Origin of the sequence: Dyadobacter luteus (assembly GCF_003383615.1) — a bacterium.
In the GTDB taxonomy this organism is placed as follows: domain Bacteria; phylum Bacteroidota; class Bacteroidia; order Cytophagales; family Spirosomataceae; genus Dyadobacter; species Dyadobacter luteus.
Genome location: NZ_QNUL01000035.1, coordinates 39,232 through 56,632 on the forward strand (window position 1 = coordinate 39,232; position 17,401 = coordinate 56,632).

Sequence of the window (17,401 nt, forward strand, 5' to 3'; positions counted from 1 at the left end):
ACACAAGCACTTTGTCAGGCCTGTCGAAGCCCTCAACTCTCATTCCAAATAGAAATTCGCCTACAAAAATATTTAAACGCAAAGGCACGAAGTAAATGCGCAAAGGACGCGAAGACTTTTGTGTTAGAGCTTGTTCAAGCTACTGTCAGTCCCAGCCTGTCGAAGCCCTCGCAAGAGCCATAAACTGCTTGTGCAAATCGAGTACCTGCGGGATCAGGGCTGTATCACCATCATTCAGAATTGTAAAATCCGCAATAGCAGCACGTGTTTCATCCGAAACCTGTCGTGCAATAATCGCTCTGATTTCCGGCTCACTCCTGTTGTCGCGATGTAAAATTCTCTGAATCCTGATCGCCTCAGGAGCCTGAACAACTACTACGTAATCAAGTGTATTGCCGTCTCCTGCAGCTTTCATCAATGCAGCTTCCTTAATTACATAAGGCTCACCAGCTTTCCCGGCTATCCATTCCTCGGTATCCTGAAACACAACAGGATGGATAATTTTATTCAGTTCTTTCAACAACGGCTCGTTATCAAACACCCTGGAAGCAACATAAGGTCTGTTATATTGACCATGTATGTTATAAGCTTCGTCACCAAGCAACCCTATCACTTTGCTTTTTATTTCAGGATGATGATTTGTAAGCCACTTTGCTCTTGTATCGGCATCATAAATGGATATACCCAAACAAGCAAATACCTTACACACAATACTTTTTCCCGACCCTATTCCTCCTGTAATTCCGATTTGCAGAGGCAAGCTTTGTGCTGTGGCCATATCCAGGGAGAAATTTATTGATTAGGCTGATTCAGGAATTGCGCTACTTCGAAGCTGACATATACTGATCTGTGGCTCACTTCCACCAATGGAGATACCGGCAAAGGTATAGGCAGGCTTTCGTCAAAATGGCTCTGAATTTTTGGAACGGGGATACGAATTCTGATGGTATCAGGATAAGTTCTGATCAATGATACCGGACCATCTACTGAAATCAATGACGGAGAAACATTAATGATGCTGGAAATTGCATATCCTTCAGGAATGTCAATTCCTGCGCTGTCGACGCGTATCGGAATGATGCGCCTGATCTTACGTTCAAAACTAAGTTCAAACGTGTCGGAAACGACATAATTGACATGTAAATCGGGAAACAATTCTGTGATCTGATCCGTAAGTGCAGTCGAATTGATATAACTCGACATATTAGGATTATTCACTTTGTATACAACAGGCGCCGCATTGAAGTTAAGCCAGGATTTTCTGAGCAGATTCCAGCCATTGCCCGAAACATTTACCGAAACGCGCTTTGGCAGCGGCTCCAACGGCACATAGGCGGAATTGTCATACTCAACAGAAAGAGGATAACTAAGCTTGATAGAATAGTTATCCTTGTTGAGCACATTCATTAACCAAAAAAATGTGGCTGCCAGTACGCAGCCAATAAATGTCTTTATTTTATTCTTTCCTGAAGGAACTTCACTCACAGTAAATCACAGGTTAGTTTAATCATTGAAAAGCAAGATGCGGAATTGTTTTTCAACAAACAACTATCACTTTTCTGCTTTCCTATTCCGCTACTGTACGGGAAATCGCCGACTTTTCGACGGTTAATTTTACACCCTTATCCAGTTCAAGTATCACTATTGTTTCTTCAACTGCATAAACTTTTGCATGTATCCCACCAATAGTAACGACTGAATCGCCTTTTTTCAGATTGCCCAACAATGTTTTTTGTTCTTTGGCCTTCTTTTGCTGCGGACGGATCATAAAGAAATAAAATACACCAATGATACCCACCCACATTACTACCTGGTAAATCATGGCCTGATCGCCGCCTGCTGCAGCTTGTGCTAAAAGAGATAATTTCATTATAAAAGAAGAGATCGGATTTTAACTAATTAATTGTATTACTAAGTCTGTTATTCAGTAGCTGCTTTGGGTGCCGCTTTCACGATGCCCCTCAATCTCAGCTCTGTGTAAGCAGGTTCTGTATTGGCATAAACCGTAATGGTTTTTACCTGCGGCCCCACTTTATTTCTGCTATCAAATCGTACTTTGACGTTGGAAGTTGCTCCCGAATTAATCGGTTCTTTCGGCCATTCGGGCGTTGTGCATCCGCATGAAGAGGTAATATTACTCAGTATGAGCGGATACTCACCATCATTTCTGAAATTGAAAGTATGCTCCACAACCTCACCTTCCTGAATGGTACCAAAATCAAATGAGGAGCTGTCTATAAGCGCCAAAACAGGCAGTTTTGAGTCTGCCTGTTTGGAATCTTTGTTTTTCTCACTGCCTGAGCAATTTACCATTGCAAGTGCAATCACCAAAAGAAATGCATAAGTGCATATTTTCTTCATAGTTTCGAATATCAGCTTGCCTGCCCTTTGATCTGCGCCATCAATCGGTCAACATCTTCGAGCAGCTTTTCTGCTTTCTCCCGCGCATCATTCACCACTTTTTCTCCTTCTGCCCGGGCGAAGCTGTCTGGCTGATCTTTCTTGTCCACCAGGTCTTCAATTACTTCCTGAAGTTTCTCCCGGTATTTCGACAAACGATATGTTAATTGCGTACGTAATACTTCTCCTTTATCAGGTGCATATAGTACCCCAAGTGCTGCTCCTGTCACACATCCGGTCAGGAATGCGATCAAGCCATTTGTTGTTTTGCTCATGGTTTGTTAGTTTTTTATTTCACACGGCATTGCGCCGCAAGTAAGTCAATTTTGTCAAAAAATTATTCCATACCCAACAAACAAACCCTCATTTATTATTTGTTGTCGATCAATCCCCGGCCACTCTTACGGATAACTCCTTCTTTGGCAAGCTTTACAGACAACACATCCAATACACCATTTATAAACTTACCACTTTTGGGCGTACTGTACCTTTTTGCGATTTCTATGTACTCATTGATCGTTACTTTCACAGGTATACCCGGGAAGTTTATCAATTCTGCCAAAGCTGTTTTCAGAATAATCAAATCTACAAGTGCGATCCTGTCGAGCTCCCAGTTTTTCAACTGATCGTCCAGATAGTTGTCATACTGATCGTTTTGCTTCACAACGGTTTCATACAGCTCTTCCACGAATGAACTATCCTCTTCCCAGTCTTTCGTAAATGGGGCAAGCTGCATGGTTTCACTGCTGTCCGCAGTTTTCAAAGTTTTGATAGCAAGGCTGCGGATCAATTCATTGTGGTCTGTCCAGTACAAATCACGTTGTTCCAGATAGCCTAATGGAATCTCATGTTTCAGAAGTACCTGACGAAGAATATGTTGAACGATCAGCTGATCTTCTTCCGGAGTATGCTCTACCTGGCTGCAGTATTTGGTGTACTCTTCATCTTTGCGGAGCGCTTCACGGTAAATCTTACGGATCAGATTCATTTCGTTTGACCAGTTGATACCGCTGCGAATGATCTCTTCAGCAAGTGTTTTGTCTGTTTCCAGAACCTGGATTACCCGGTTGGAATTCAATCCTCCGTCCTTTGGGAAAGGGGCTTCGGGATCATCGTACTTTCTTTCTCTGTCGATCCTTGCCTGATGCGACAATTCAATAAAGATTGAAAGGACTCTTATAAAATCATCGTAAATGGTTTCTGTTTCATTCAGCACACGACGAACCATTTTCTGTCCGTCACTGCTAGTTTGTCTCTGATAAGCAAGAAATGCGCTTTTGGCAACAACACTCACTTTTGCAGGAACATCTTCTCCTTCTTTCGCATCTCCGGTATTGATGAGCTCATCCAGAATCACACCAGCCTGCTTTTTCATGGCAGTCAGCTTTGCACGATCCTGAAACTCCATGGAGTTAAGATCCGGCGCAAAAGCCTCTTCAATTTGATCTAATGCAATCAGCCTGTTGGCATCAGCAGTTAATTTACGCGCATAAAGCGCCTGAACAGCCTTAGTTCTTAATAATCTTCTATTCAGCATATGCCGGAATACTAATGGATAAAAAGGTACAGTAAACCAAAGAACGTGTCTGCATTTTAATGCAAGGTTAGTAGTTACAATACCCCCGCGTTTCTTTATTTAAATAGAGCGCAAAATTAGACTATTTTGTTAACAATAGAAAAAAATGAAGACATGCATTCATGCTTATTTTCACAATGATGCGCTACCGGAAGAGCCTAAACTGGTCTTTAAACAAATTGATATTTGGCATCACCGGCATCAATCCTCATTAAATATGGGAAAGCACATTTTTAGTACAGGGAAAATTGGCATTCTCCGTCTTTCACAAAACTGATATTCTGCGACGTTTCTGTACCGCACATCCGCCTTCTTCTTTAACTTTGGCAAAAATTGAAGCCCGGAAGACTGAAAGTGAACATTTTCATACAGTTTTGGCTTATTAAATCACCTGCTCCGCAGCATTTGTTTTTTAATTCTATATCTCTTGAAAGCTCTAAAGTACCTCAACCAGTACCTTCTTAAATACAAATGGTACCTGATTCTGGGAATCATTTTCACGGTCATATCTAACCTTTTCGGCATCATACCCGCTCAATTGGTTCGGTATGCACTGGATCTGGTGATTGATACGCTGGATATTTATTACCTGTTTTCAGGCTCAGTACTCCAAAGCAAAATGTACGACATTTTCGCATTCAGTATTCTGTTGTACGGGTTGCTCATATTGGCGATGGCATTATTGAAGGGTATTTTTCTGTTCCTTGTCCGGCAGACAATCATCGTGATGTCACGGCACATTGAGTTTGATTTAAAGAACGACGTTTACCAGCATTACCAGACACTCCCTACCAGTTTCTTCAGGCAACACAGTACGGGGGATTTAATGGCGAGAATTTCTGAAGATGTAAGTAATGTGCGTATCTATGTTGGTCCGGCGCTCATGTACGGAATCAACCTGATCGTACTTTTTATTCTGGTTATCTCTTACATGCTGACAGTGAATGTAAAGCTTACATTCTATGTGTTGCTTCCTCTGCCTTTATTGTCTATCAGCGTGTATATCGTAAACAGCATGATCATGAAGCGCTCTCAGGAAATCCAGAAACAGCTTTCGGGATTGTCTACTTATGTACAGGAAGCCTTTTCAGGAATACGGGTGATCAAATCGTTTGTGCAGGAAAAACACTCGTTTACGAATTTTAAGAATGAAGCAGAAGATTTCAAAAATAAGTCTCTGAAGCTTACCAAAGTCGATTCATTCTTTTTTCCGATTATTCTTTTGCTGATCGGACTCAGTAACATTCTGATTATTTATGTTGGAGGAAAAGAGATTATCAACGGAAACCTTACACCGGGTAACATCACGGAGTTCATCCTATATGTGAATATGCTTACATGGCCTGTAATGGCTCTTGGCTGGACAACGAGCCAGATCCAACGCGCAGCTTCGTCTCAACAGCGGATCAATGAATTTCTGGATGTAAAAACGACATTGGTTTCTGAAAAAAATATTGTTCATCCGTTGGACGGCTCCATTACGTTCAAAAACATCAACTTTATTTATCCGGATTCGGGAATACAGGCATTGGAAAACTTTGATCTTACGGTGAAAAAGGGAGAAACTGTAGCTATTCTGGGAACCACAGGATCAGGAAAAAGTACGCTTGCTCATTTGATATGCCGGCTCTACGATCCTACCGAAGGAGAAATCCTGATTGACAATCTTCCCTTGAAAGATTACAATATTCAGGAATATCGTCGCCAAATTGGTTACGTACCGCAGGATGTGTTCCTGTTCTCTGATTCAATTGAAAACAATGTACGCTTCGGAACTACCGACATGCCTTTCGAACGTATTGAGCAGGCTGTAAAAGACGCAGATCTCTATAATAACATTAAAAACTTCCCGCTCGGCTACGGGACGATGTTGGGCGAACGCGGGATCACTCTATCCGGTGGACAAAAGCAAAGACTCTCCATTGCGCGCGCCATTGCCCGTGACCCCAAAATTCTTATTCTGGACGACTGCCTTTCAGCGGTAGACACCAATACTGAGAACATCATCTTGAATAATCTGAAAAGGATAATGGATCAGCGTACATCAATCATTATATCACACCGTGTTTCATCGGCCAAGCTCGCCGACCGCATTGTGGTACTGGACGATGGCAAAATCATCGAGCAGGGCACACATCAGGAACTGATCAATAAGAACGGGTCATATAAGGAATTGTATGATAAGCAGTTGATGGCTGAGGAGGTTTAAAAAATAGATGATTTATTTTACCATTATTAAATTCTATCTTCTGCCACAAATTTGCTAAATTAGCGATACACCTAAAAAATTCCCTATGTCTCAGACCATAATGCTGGATATTATTGACGATAAGGTACTTAACCTCCTGGTTGATCTGGAGCGCCTGAACCTTATACGTTTACATAAAGAATCAAACAGACCAACAGAAGATTCAAATATTCATAAATATAAGGGCGCTATAAAAAAACAGCCATTGTATGAAGTTGACAAACAACTAAACGAATTGCGAAGCGGATGGGAATAAAATATCTATGGGACACCAACACATCTATCTACTACCTACAGCAACAATTTCCACTCCATTCCGAAAAGCTAATTGATAATATTGTCGGAAATTATAAAATAGCCATCTCTGCTATTACCGAGATAGAGTTATATTGCTGGAAATACGCGACTCCGGAAGATCTGATAATACTTCATGAATTCGTAAAAGATTCTGTGGTAATAGAGCTTGAAAAAGAAATCAAATTCAAAACTGCAGAGCTACGCAAAGCGTATAAGATAAAACTCCCGGATGCTATCATTGCAGCAACCTCAATTGTTTATAATCTTATTTTGATCACCCGAAATGTTAAAGATTTCTCAGAAATCTCCGAATTGAAAATTTTGAATCCCTACGAGGTTTGAACAAAAAAACCTCACTTCGCCATTTTCCTCACTTCTTCTTTCAGCTCCTTCATTTCCTGATGTAAACTTTGCAGGCTGACATTTTGAAAATCGGCTTCCAGATCAAAACTGAGTTTACTATTCACCTGCCACATTTCGCGTATTTCACTCCTGTCGAGGCGTATCGGAGCATAATCGGGATTGAGTGATATCAGATTGACAAATGTAGTAGCAGCATCTTTTTGTATCTTCTTTACCAGAATACTGTCGGCTGTTACAACCACATACATTTTATTACGACCCAGATTATCCCAATCGTCCAATGCCCGGCCAAGTATCCATTCTCCTGATTGAAGCACCGGTTTCATGCTATCACCATCCACCTGAAAACCCCGAAAAGTTGCATTGCGATACTCAGGAAGCGGAATACCAAAAGCTGGTAAACTCTCGAACCACTGTGCATCGCCGATATTGAGAGGATAACCTGCTGCTGCTTTGGCATTTACAAGAACTATATTTTCTTTTCCTGAACCATCCACAGTAATGACTTTAGGTCCTGCAGAAACTTCAGCTCTCAGGTATTTTTGCCCGCTTTCACCGAAAAGCCAGAGCGGATTAATATGATACTTCTTCAATAATTCCTTTACAGCATGCCCGGGAATTCTGGTTCTGCCACGTTCAATATCTGCTGTGGTAGATCCGATGCCAAGCTCTTCGGCAAAGACAGCCTGGGTTAACTTCAATTCCTCTCTTATCTGTTTGAACCGTTTGAATTCTTCTTCAACTGACATAAGACCGATTTAAAGATTAACTGATTGACAATCTCAAAGATAATATTTTTTGGAATATTTCCTTGACAATATCCGGATCATTTCCATAAATTTGGATATATTCCATATATTTGTAAAAATTCCAAAATCATGGATCGCACGATATTACATATGGATCTTGATACATTTTTTGTATCTGTCGAAAGAAAAATAGACGCTCGTTTAAATAACAAACCTGTATTGGTAGGTGGTATCGGCGATCGCGGGGTTGTGGCTGCATGCAGTTACGAGACCCGGCCTTATGGTATACATTCCGGCATGCCTATGAAGATGGCACGTCAGCTTTGTCCGGAAGCGACTGTAATCAGAGGCGATGGCGGCACCTACTCCAAACATTCGAAAGTTGTAACAGAAATTATCAGGGAAACAGTACCCATTTTTGAGAAAGCCAGTATCGATGAATTCTATGCTGACCTTTCAGGACTCGATAAATTTTACAGTTGCCACAAGATGGCCTCAGAACTACGGCAGAAGATTAAACGCGAAAGTGGTCTGCCGATTTCCTTTGGTCTCTCAGCCAACAAGCTGGTTTCCAAAGTGGCAACGGGCGTTGCAAAGCCTGATAATGAAAAAAGAATTGAGCGCGGAGACGAAAAGACTTTCCTCGCTCCTATGCCGATACAAAAAATACCGATGGTCGGCGAAAAAACGACACAACTGCTGCAAAACCTCGGAATACGCTATGTAAAAACGATACAGGAAATGCCCATGGAAATGATGGGGAAAGTACTTGGGAAAAATGGAATAGCATTGTGGAACCGTGCCCACGGACGCGACGACTCTCCCATTATTCCGTTTCATGAACGAAAATCGATTTCCAATGAGCGCACATTTGGCAAGGACACCGGAGATGTAAAACTCATGCGAGAGATGGTCAGAGCGATGGCAGAAAACCTGGCATATCAGCTTCGGAATGGCAATAAACTTACCTCCTGTGTTTCAGTGAAGATCCGTTATTCTGATTTTAACACTTTTTCGAAACAATTGAAAATACCTTATACCTCTGCGGATCATATACTTATACCACACGTTGAACGCCTCTTTGACCAGCTGTACAACCGGCGTATGATGGTTAGACTGGTGGGTGTGCATTGCAGCGACCTTGTTACCGGAAACTACCAGATTGACCTTTTTGATGACTCTGAAGAAAAACTGAACCTATACATGGCGATGGATTATATCCGGAACAGATATGGAACAGACGAGCGTGGAAACTCTATTTTGAGCTGGGGAAGTACACTTGGAATACCCAATATCGCGAGCATGGGAAATCCGTTTAACGGCGAACCACCTATTATTCCTGCCCATCGGAATGCATAAGGGTTAATTATATATTACAAAAGACCTGTACCAATTTTGATTTAAAATGCTACTCAACTGCCACTCTTTCTTCAGCCTCCGCTACGGTTTGATTCCCGAAGAAGAACTGCTCAAACTGAGCAAAGAAAATGGCTATGGATGCATTGCACTTACCGACATCAATAATACTTCGGGCTGCCTGAATTTTATCAGAATGGCTCCGAAATATGACATCAAACCTATTGTAGGTATCGATTTCAGGAACGGCAACGGGCAACAATACGTAGGATTAGCCAAAAACAATGCCGGTTTCCAGGAGTTAAATGCATTTTTGTCTCAACACCTATTTTCGGGAGAGCCGTTTCCTGATCAGGCTCCATGCTCAGAAAATATAGCATTTATTTATCCTTATGAGCAACTGCTTCGAACAGGAAAAACAGTTTTTACTGAAGATGAATACATAGGTGTCGCCCACACAGACCCTATAAAAATTCAGTTTTCACCATTACGTCACTCCGATAAGAAAATGGTGATTTTGCAACCGCTGACTTTCCGTACAAAAAAAGATTTCAATGCCCACAGACTGCTCAGAGCAATAGACGGAAATACAATTCTCAGTAAATTATCTCCATTAGAAACCGCGAACGAAAACGAACAAATCTTCCCCTGCCATATTCTCCGCTATCACTTCAAAGAGTTTGGCACAATCATGACAAACACCGAAAAGCTGATGCAATCCTGTCACATTTCCTTTCAATTCGGAGATAATAAAGAACATCAAAATCTTCGCGTTTTTACCAGGAATGCAGCTGAGGATTATCAATTGATCAGAAAACTAACCTACGACGGAATCGGTCATCGGTATGGTGACAGCGTCACTGATTTGGTTTTTGACAGAATCGCCTCAGAACTCGATCTGATCCAGAAGCAGAACTTTATCCCTTTTTTTCTGGTCAATCATGATATCCTGCGTTACGCCAGGCACAAGGGATATTACTATGTAGGCCGTGGAAGCGGCGCCAATAGCATTGTTGCCTATCTGCTCAATATTACTAATGTTGACCCCATTGAGCTGGATTTATACTTTGAGCGGTTTATGAACATTCACCGCAAAAATGCTCCTGATTTTGACATAGACTTTTCCTGGCGTGATCGGGAAGATGTAACGCGCTACATTTTTGATACTTATGGAAAGAACGGACAGGCATCCTTACTGGCAACGTACAGTACATTCCAGCACAGTGCTGCAGTTCGCGAACTGGGAAAAGTATTCGGATTGCCTGCTTATGAAATAGATGCACTCAGTGACGGCAAATATGATCCAACCAAACTGGATCAGCTATCAGGCCTTGTTATTAATTATGCTAAATATCTTAGGGAGAATAATCAACCCAATCACCTGAGCATTCACGCGGGCGGTATTCTTATTTCTGAAAAGCCAATTCATTACTTCACGGCTACCGATGTTCCGCCCAAAGGATTTCCTACCACACAGTTTGACATGGTCATTGCGGAGGATGTAGGCTTGAATAAATATGATATACTCGGACAAAGGGGACTTGCCAAAATCAAAGAAACGCTGGAAGTAATCCGTTATAACCGACCTGAATCACCGGAGATTGATATCGATGACGTCAAAAAATTCAAGACAGATCCTAAAATCAATAACCTGATTAAAGAGGCCAGGTGCATCGGGTGTTTTTATGTAGAGTCGCCGGCTATGCGCATGCTGCTCAAAAAACTGGAAGTAGACAATTACCTCGGACTTGTGGCGGCCAGCTCTATTATCAGGCCGGGTGTTGCCAAAAGTGGTATGATGCGCGAATACATCCTGCGCCATCAGAAACCGGAACGAATGAAAGATTCCCACCCGATTTTATTGGATCTGATGAAGGATACTTATGGTATTATGGTATACCAGGAAGATGTAATCAAAGTAGCCCATTATTTTGCCGGACTCACACTGGGAGAAGCGGATGTGATCAGACGTGGAATGAGCGGAAAATTTCGCGGAAGAGATGAATTTGAACGCGTAAAACGTAAATATTTTATCAATTGCAAAGCGCGAGGTTATGAAGAAAAAGTGATGAATGATATCTGGAATCAGATTGCCAGCTTTGCCGGATATGCCTTTGCCAAAGGACATTCTGCTTCCTATGCTGTAGAAAGCTACCAGACACTTTTCCTTAAAGCTTATTATCCGCTGGAATATATGGTCGCAGTACTCAACAATGGAGGCGGATTTTATTCTCCTGAGCTGTATGTACACGAAGCCCGGATGCTCGGAGCCAATATGATGGCACCCTGTGTCAATCACAGTCGTAGTGAAACGATTATCAATGGCAAAGATATTTACCTCGGTTTTTCATTGTTAAAGGACATCGAAGAGAAAACAATTGAAAAAATTGTCCGTGCCAGAGAGGAAGACGGCCAGTTTTTATCTCTGAACGATTTTCTTGATCGGGTAGCCATATCGATTGAGCAGATCACGATTCTGGTACGTATTGACGCATTCCGGTTTACAGGTCTGGATAAAAAAACATTATTATGGAAAGCACATTTCCGCATCAATAAAACGCAGGAAACGCCTCAGAAAAAATTATTCCAAACTGAAACCAGAGATTTCGCGCTACCGTCATTCGAGTCCTCCCCGATCGACGATGCCTATGACCAGATCGAACTGATCGGCTTTCCGCTTTGCAGCCCTTTTGAACTTGTCAAATATGGGATTCCACGAAGTGTAATGTCAAGTGACCTTCATCTGTATATCAATGAGGATGTGGTGCAATACGGCTATTTGGTGGCCACTAAAAACACCAGAACAGCCAACGGGGAAACCATGTATTTTGGCACGTTTCTGGATCAGGAAGGCCAATTTATCGATACTGTTCACTTCCCACCTGTTGCAGCCAGATACCGGTTTTCAGGAAGAGGTGTATATAAAATATCAGGTAAGGTGACCGAAGAATTCGGCTTTCTGACTATAGAAGTTTCGGAAATGACACGAATGGATTCCGCGGAGAGGTTTTAGGAGTAAACTATACCCGATAAGATATAAAAATGTAAATGATTGTCAATATATACCCGATCGGGTACAACACCTCAAACATTTGACCAACACTTTGGGAATGATAAGCATTACCTATATATTTCGTTTCTAAAGTATTTTATCAATTCAAACTAAAAATAATGAAAAAACTCTTTTTCATTTGTTGTCTTTTCGGAGCTGCATCTGGCATAACCCCTTCTTTATCTGCTCAGGATTTATCAAAAAAAGTACCGTTGGATCCTAATGTCCGGATCGGAAAACTTAAAAACGGACTAACTTACTACATTCGGAAAAATGAAGAGCCGAAGAACAGAGCTGAATTGCGACTTGCCATTAAAGCAGGATCTATTCTGGAAACGGACGATCAGCAGGGGTTAGCACATTTCATGGAGCACATGAATTTTAACGGGACCACGCATTTCCCTAAAAACGAACTTGTCAACTTTCTACAGAAAACCGGGGTTCGTTTTGGCGCGGATCTGAATGCCTATACCAGTTTTGATGAAACCATATATGAGCTACCCATTCCTACTGATTCGGCAGGCTTGCTTGATAAAGGACTTCTGGTACTTGAAGATTGGGCACACGGTGCCTTACTTGATCCGTCAGAAATAGAGAAAGAACGAGGCGTTGTGCTCGAAGAATCCCGTATGGGAAGAGGTGCGCAGCAACGTATGCGTGATCAGTTTTTGAAACAAATTCTGAATAACTCCCGCTATGCTGAGCGCTTGCCAATCGGGAAAGACAGTATTCTGAAAACATTCAAACCCGCGACAATCAAAGCTTTTTACAAAGACTGGTACCGTCCTGACCTGATGGCTGTGATAGCAGTTGGCGACTTTGACCCGAATGTGGTCGAGGCAGCTATTAAGCAAAAATTTGGTTCCATACCTGCCCCGACCAAACCCAAACAAAGACCTACCTACCGTATTCCGCTTGACGGCTCCACCAATGTAGCCATTGTAACAGATCCGGAATATCCTCAGAACCTGATTCAGGTGATTTACAAGCAACCTGAACAAAAAGAAAAAACACTGAAAGATGTTCGTGACAATATCATTATCGGCCTTTACAACTCCATGATTGGCCAGCGTATGCAGGAACTTACCCAGAAAGCCAACCCTCCGTTTTTATTTGGCATGAGCCAGTACGGCAGTTTTATGGGTGACCTGGATGCCTATACATCTGTAGCCTTGGCCAAAGACGCAGGCTCCATGGAAGTCGCGTTGAAAGCGGTTTTAGAGGAAAATGCCCGGGTTCAGAAATTCGGGTTCACAGAAGCAGAACTGGATCGTTCTAAAAAAGATATGCTAAACGCGTCAGAACGAGCTTTTAAAGAAAAAGACAAAACGAAATCTGTGAATTACACGAGGGAATACATCGGCCATTTCCTGAACGATAAGCCATTCATGGGTATTGAAGCCTATTTTGACCTGGTGAAAAAGAATATTGACGGTATTAAAGTTACTGAAATCAACCATGTAGCCAGCAAATACATTACAGATAAAAACCGCTCGGTGGTACTGATGGGTCCGGAAAAAAGCAAAGCGGATATGCTGGCAGAAGCTCAGATCAGGAAAATCCTCGCTGAAAGCGGAAAAGATGTTACGGCTTATGTCGACGATGTGCTGGACTCTCCATTGCTTTCCACAGAACCCAAAGCAGGAAAAGTGGTTTCTGAAAAGCAATTTCCAAAGTTGGGAATGACGGAGCTTACTTTGTCTAACGGAGTAAAAGTGATGCTGAAGCCTACCAATTTTAAAAACGACCAAATCTTACTGAAAGCAACTGCCAAAGGAGGCTATTCTCTCTTTCCAGGCGAACGTCCCACAGGTATGTTCAGCAGTTACATGATGGAATCGGGCGGCGTTGGGCCGTATAACCAGACTCAGCTTCAGAAATTTCTGGCGGGAAAAACTGTTAATGCCGGGCCCTATATCAGCGAACTGACTGAAGGAATTGGCGGAAGTACTAATCCTAAAGATCTGGAGACTACATTGCAACTTGTGTATGCTTACTTCACCGAACCAAGGAAAGACGCAGAAGTAGTAGGTGGATTGTTGGCGAATCAAAGAGCTTACCTGGAAAACCAGCAGAAAACCGTCACTCCCGATAAAGTGTTTTCGGACTCGCTCAACGCAATACTCACCAATCATAATCCGGATCGCCGCCCGCTTACTCCTGAGACCATTGACAAAGTCAATCTGGACAGAGCTCTGACTATGTATAAGGACAGGTTCGCGGATGCTTCTGACTTTATCTTCACATTTGTAGGTGCTTTCAAGATAGAAGAAATCAAACCACTTCTTGAAAAATACATTGGAGGACTTCCTTCAACGGATCGTGATGATACTTTTAAACATCCTAACATTTTTCCGCCGAAGGGACGTATAGAAAAAACGGTTTACAAAGGGATGGAACCAAAGAGCAAGGTATCGCTGATTCTGAGCGGAGAATATGACTATAGCCCGGAAAACAATGTTCAGATTGAAGCACTGCAGGAAGTTTTACAGATCAAACTGATTGAGGCTCTTCGTGAAGAAGAAAGTGGTGTTTATGGCGTAGGTGTGTCTCAGAGCACCGAAAAAATCCCCTCCGGACATTACCGTTTCAGTATCGGTTTTGGTTGCGCTCCCGAAAATGTAGACAAGTTGGTGAAACGAACGATTGACGAAATCGGTAAGATCAAAACCAACGGTGCAGACAAAAAGGATATTGAAAAGTTTGTAGCTGAAAGCAATCGCGAAATGGAAATTGCGATCAAAACAAATAACTTTTGGCTGGATTACCTGGATGACAATGTTTTTCTGGGGGATGATCTTGAAGAAGTATTCGAGCGTGAAAAATTGCTTAAATCTATTACGGTCGACAGCACCAAAGTGGCTGCCAACAAATATTTTAATGAAGATAATCTGATTAAGATGGTTCTGATGCCTGAGAAAAAGTAATTACTTTCTCTGGGAACAGAACGGCGGCTATGCATTCCAGCATGGTCGCCGTTCTGTTTTTTCACCTCACTCTGGCTTTTAAGCCATCAATCAGAAACATCAGTCCGTTCAACCTGATCTCATACATCGTGTTGAGCATGACACCTAATTTTCCCTGCGGCAATCCTTCGCGCTCAAACCATTCAAGATAAGAAACGGGCAATTCTATAATCAACTGACCTTTGTGTTTACCAAATGGCATCCGATAGGTGATCAGCTCTTTCAATATGGTTGAATCAAAAGGCGGTACATTCTCCATCAATCTATATTTTTAAAATGAATTTGCTGGTTGTCAGCATACCTATTCATTTGTTCTGAGTTTGACAATCAAATCTGTTTTCAGATCAAACAGCTGCTTTTCCAGACCTACAGGATAAGTATGCGGGTTTACAAACCGTTTGATGCCTTTGTGAAAATGTGTCAGTTGATCTTTCACCCGCTCCCGCGTTTCGTGAATCGACGGCAAGGTATAGATCAGATGCCCATCCGAGAATACCGGCACAAGTAAATCTTCATAAGCTACGGCTTCCGAAAAAGAGCGGTTTCGGGTAAAATCGTAAGGATCAATCATGGTTGATTTGCCCGGCAGTGGCATTTCAATATTAAAGATCATATCAGACACAAAACCTTTCTGATCTTTAAAACGACGCACCTGTTGAATTCCCGGGGTTGAAACCTTAATAGCCTGCTCAGAAAGTTTTAGTTTATAATCCCATTCCCCTTCTTCATTTCGAATCGCGGCCAATTTAAAAACACCACCCAGTGCAGGCTGATCAAATGCTGTGACAAGCTTAGTCCCTATTCCCCACACAGATATCCGGGCTCCCTGTATTTTAAGGCTATCCATGATGTATTCGTCTAGGTCGTTACTGGCTACAATTCCCGTTTTTTCAAAACCTGCTTCATCCAGCAATCGTCGCGCTTCTATACTCAGATAGGCCAAATCACCGGAATCGAGTCGAATCGCTCCCAAATCATAACCTCGTTCGCGCAACTTATTCCCTACTGTTATCGCATGTTTCACACCCTGTAATGAATCGTACGTATCAACAAGCAGCGTTACGTTATTAGGCATGTGCTGTGCATAGGTTTCAAAAGCTTCCAGTTCGCTGTCAAACGACATCACCCAGCTATGCGCGTGCGTTCCTTTTACCGGTATTCCATAGAGCTTACCGGCAAGTACATTCGAAGTAGCATCAAATCCTCCGATATAGGCTGCCCTGCTGGCTGTCATTCCGCCATCGGGGCCCTGAGCCCTGCGTAAACCAAACTCCAGCAAAGTATCATCACCTGCCACCAAACGCATACGAGCCGCTTTGGTCGCCACCAATGACTGAAAATTGATCAGATTCAATAATGGTGTTTCCAACAGCTGGCATTGCAGTATCGGGCCCTGAATCCTAAGCAAAGGTTCATTAGGAAAAACAACTGTACCTTCCGGAACTGCATCTACACTGCATTTAAGCTCCATTTTACTCAGGTAGTCCAGAAAACCGGATTCAAAAAGCTTTTTGCCGTCATTCCCTGTAAGAGAGCCTATGTATTCAAGATCCGCCTCGTCGAAGCGATATTCGTTCAGATAATCTATTACGCTGCTTAGTCCGCAGGCAATCGTAAACCCACCCTGGAAAGCATGTTTCCGAAAGTACAAATTAAACACAGCCTCCTGCTCTGCCTTTCCGGATTTCCAGTAGCCATAAGCCATGGTGAGTTGGTACAAATCAGTAAGTAATCCAAGTGAAGTGTCGTAAAGCCGGTTAATCATATTGGTGTCATTAGTTTGAAATGCCTATTTACTAAAAAATCCCGGCTATTTAAATTTCATACTCCGTTAATACTTATTCATAGCAGGAGTTAACGGTGTATTCCAACGACAGATCATTCAAGTCCAGCAAAAATTTTTGACAGATCAATTTCTCTAGTCACAAATCCCTCTTCAGATCGCGCCTTAAAGAAGATTTCATAAAATCTGCGCCATAGACGTCTCTTCACGAAGTAAATAGTATTAGGATATCCATTCTCACAATCACCATATTGCACGTACACTTCAGATTTTACAAGCTGTCCGTTTTTGACATATTGTATCTCCTTACCTCTCAATCCAATGCTCAATTGTCGATCTATTGCCAGAAGATTAATTTCGATAAACTCAAGTCCCGCCCCACCATAAGATTCACCGGGAGTGAAATCGTAACGATAAAAATATTCAAGCTCCTGCTGCTTGTTAAAACCTTGGGTCAACGGATTTTCAAACTTCCAAAATATAAGTGTCCCATCCATATAATACTAATTTCAAAATAAAAAGTCGTATATTTAAGTATGAAATATGCTGACATTATTAAGGAAAGCATTGCTGATCTCGTTCTACTGGAAAAGCGAGAAAAGAATGCAATG

Annotated in this window: 16 protein-coding genes; 6 read left to right on the forward strand and 10 right to left on the reverse strand. The window is 42.1% G+C overall.

Translation table 11 applies throughout. The features are described from left to right. Positions 1–145 precede the first annotated feature (145 nt). The 6 genes from coaE to nusB all read right to left on the reverse strand — a co-directional run bounded on the left by coaE (position 146) and on the right by nusB (position 3,937). On the reverse strand, positions 146–778 hold the full coding sequence (coaE, locus tag DSL64_RS26075; RefSeq protein ID WP_115833901.1) for a dephospho-CoA kinase: 633 nt from the start codon (positions 776–778) through the stop codon (positions 146–148). Between the two features lie 14 nt (positions 779–792). Beyond that, on the reverse strand, positions 793–1,485 hold the full coding sequence (locus DSL64_RS26080) for a YbbR-like domain-containing protein (RefSeq protein WP_229217234.1): 693 nt from the start codon (positions 1,483–1,485) through the stop codon (positions 793–795). Positions 1,486–1,567: 82 nt separating this feature from the next. Continuing rightward, positions 1,568–1,870: a preprotein translocase subunit YajC gene (gene yajC / locus DSL64_RS26085; protein WP_115833902.1), complete on the reverse strand. Its 303-nt coding sequence runs from the start codon at positions 1,868–1,870 to the stop codon at positions 1,568–1,570. 50 nt (positions 1,871–1,920) lie between these two features. Then, a complete protein-coding gene (locus tag DSL64_RS26090) occupies positions 1,921–2,361 on the reverse strand; it encodes a DUF1573 domain-containing protein (protein WP_115833903.1) in 441 nt (146 codons plus the stop codon). 11 nt (positions 2,362–2,372) lie between these two features. Further along, positions 2,373–2,675: a YtxH domain-containing protein gene (locus DSL64_RS26095; RefSeq protein ID WP_115833904.1), complete on the reverse strand. Its 303-nt coding sequence runs from the start codon at positions 2,673–2,675 to the stop codon at positions 2,373–2,375. Between the two features lie 95 nt (positions 2,676–2,770). Beyond that, on the reverse strand, positions 2,771–3,937 hold the full coding sequence (gene nusB / locus DSL64_RS26100) for a transcription antitermination factor NusB (protein ID WP_115833905.1): 1,167 nt from the start codon (positions 3,935–3,937) through the stop codon (positions 2,771–2,773). Positions 3,938–4,403: 466 nt separating this feature from the next. On the opposite strand from nusB, the gene DSL64_RS26105 reads away from it, so the two are divergent. The 3 genes from DSL64_RS26105 (at position 4,404) to DSL64_RS26115 (ending at position 6,863) form a co-directional block, all read left to right on the forward strand. Further along, positions 4,404–6,185 (forward strand): ABC transporter ATP-binding protein, encoded by a 1,782-nt coding sequence (locus DSL64_RS26105; protein ID WP_115833906.1) that lies wholly within the window; start codon positions 4,404–4,406, stop codon positions 6,183–6,185. Positions 6,186–6,270: 85 nt separating this feature from the next. Further along, complete coding sequence (locus tag DSL64_RS26110) at positions 6,271–6,480, forward strand: hypothetical protein (protein WP_115833907.1); 210 nt, start codon at positions 6,271–6,273, stop codon at positions 6,478–6,480. Then, complete coding sequence (locus DSL64_RS26115) at positions 6,471–6,863, forward strand: type II toxin-antitoxin system VapC family toxin (RefSeq protein WP_115833908.1); 393 nt, start codon at positions 6,471–6,473, stop codon at positions 6,861–6,863. Before DSL64_RS26110 ends, DSL64_RS26115 begins: the two co-directional genes overlap by 10 nt. Positions 6,864–6,874: 11 nt before the next feature. On the opposite strand, the gene DSL64_RS26120 is transcribed toward DSL64_RS26115, so the two are convergent. After that, a complete protein-coding gene (locus tag DSL64_RS26120) occupies positions 6,875–7,633 on the reverse strand; it encodes a LexA family transcriptional regulator (RefSeq protein ID WP_115833909.1) in 759 nt (252 codons plus the stop codon). Between the two features lie 129 nt (positions 7,634–7,762). Here DSL64_RS26120 and dinB point away from each other — a divergent pair, with 129 nt between their 5' ends. From dinB to DSL64_RS26135, 3 genes are all read left to right on the forward strand, one after another. Then, positions 7,763–8,992: a DNA polymerase IV gene (gene dinB, locus DSL64_RS26125; protein ID WP_115833910.1), complete on the forward strand. Its 1,230-nt coding sequence runs from the start codon at positions 7,763–7,765 to the stop codon at positions 8,990–8,992. A gap of 46 nt (positions 8,993–9,038) precedes the next feature. After that, positions 9,039–12,002 (forward strand): DNA polymerase III subunit alpha, encoded by a 2,964-nt coding sequence (locus tag DSL64_RS26130; protein ID WP_115833911.1) that lies wholly within the window; start codon positions 9,039–9,041, stop codon positions 12,000–12,002. A gap of 158 nt (positions 12,003–12,160) precedes the next feature. Further along, entirely contained in the window at positions 12,161–14,968 is a 2,808-nt protein-coding gene (locus DSL64_RS26135; protein WP_115833912.1) for a M16 family metallopeptidase, read from the forward strand. A gap of 61 nt (positions 14,969–15,029) precedes the next feature. On the opposite strand, the gene DSL64_RS26140 is transcribed toward DSL64_RS26135, so the two are convergent. From DSL64_RS26140 to DSL64_RS26150, 3 genes are all read right to left on the reverse strand, one after another. Then, positions 15,030–15,266, reverse strand: coding sequence for a DUF3820 family protein (locus DSL64_RS26140; RefSeq protein ID WP_115833913.1), 237 nt, complete (start codon positions 15,264–15,266; stop codon positions 15,030–15,032). 42 nt (positions 15,267–15,308) lie between these two features. After that, complete coding sequence (locus DSL64_RS26145) at positions 15,309–16,772, reverse strand: nicotinate phosphoribosyltransferase (RefSeq protein WP_115833914.1); 1,464 nt, start codon at positions 16,770–16,772, stop codon at positions 15,309–15,311. Between the two features lie 113 nt (positions 16,773–16,885). Then, positions 16,886–17,287 carry a hypothetical protein gene (locus DSL64_RS26150; protein ID WP_115833915.1) on the reverse strand — a complete coding sequence of 134 codons (402 nt, stop codon included), beginning with the start codon at positions 17,285–17,287 and terminating at the stop codon, positions 16,886–16,888. Between the last annotated feature and the right edge of the window lie 114 nt (positions 17,288–17,401).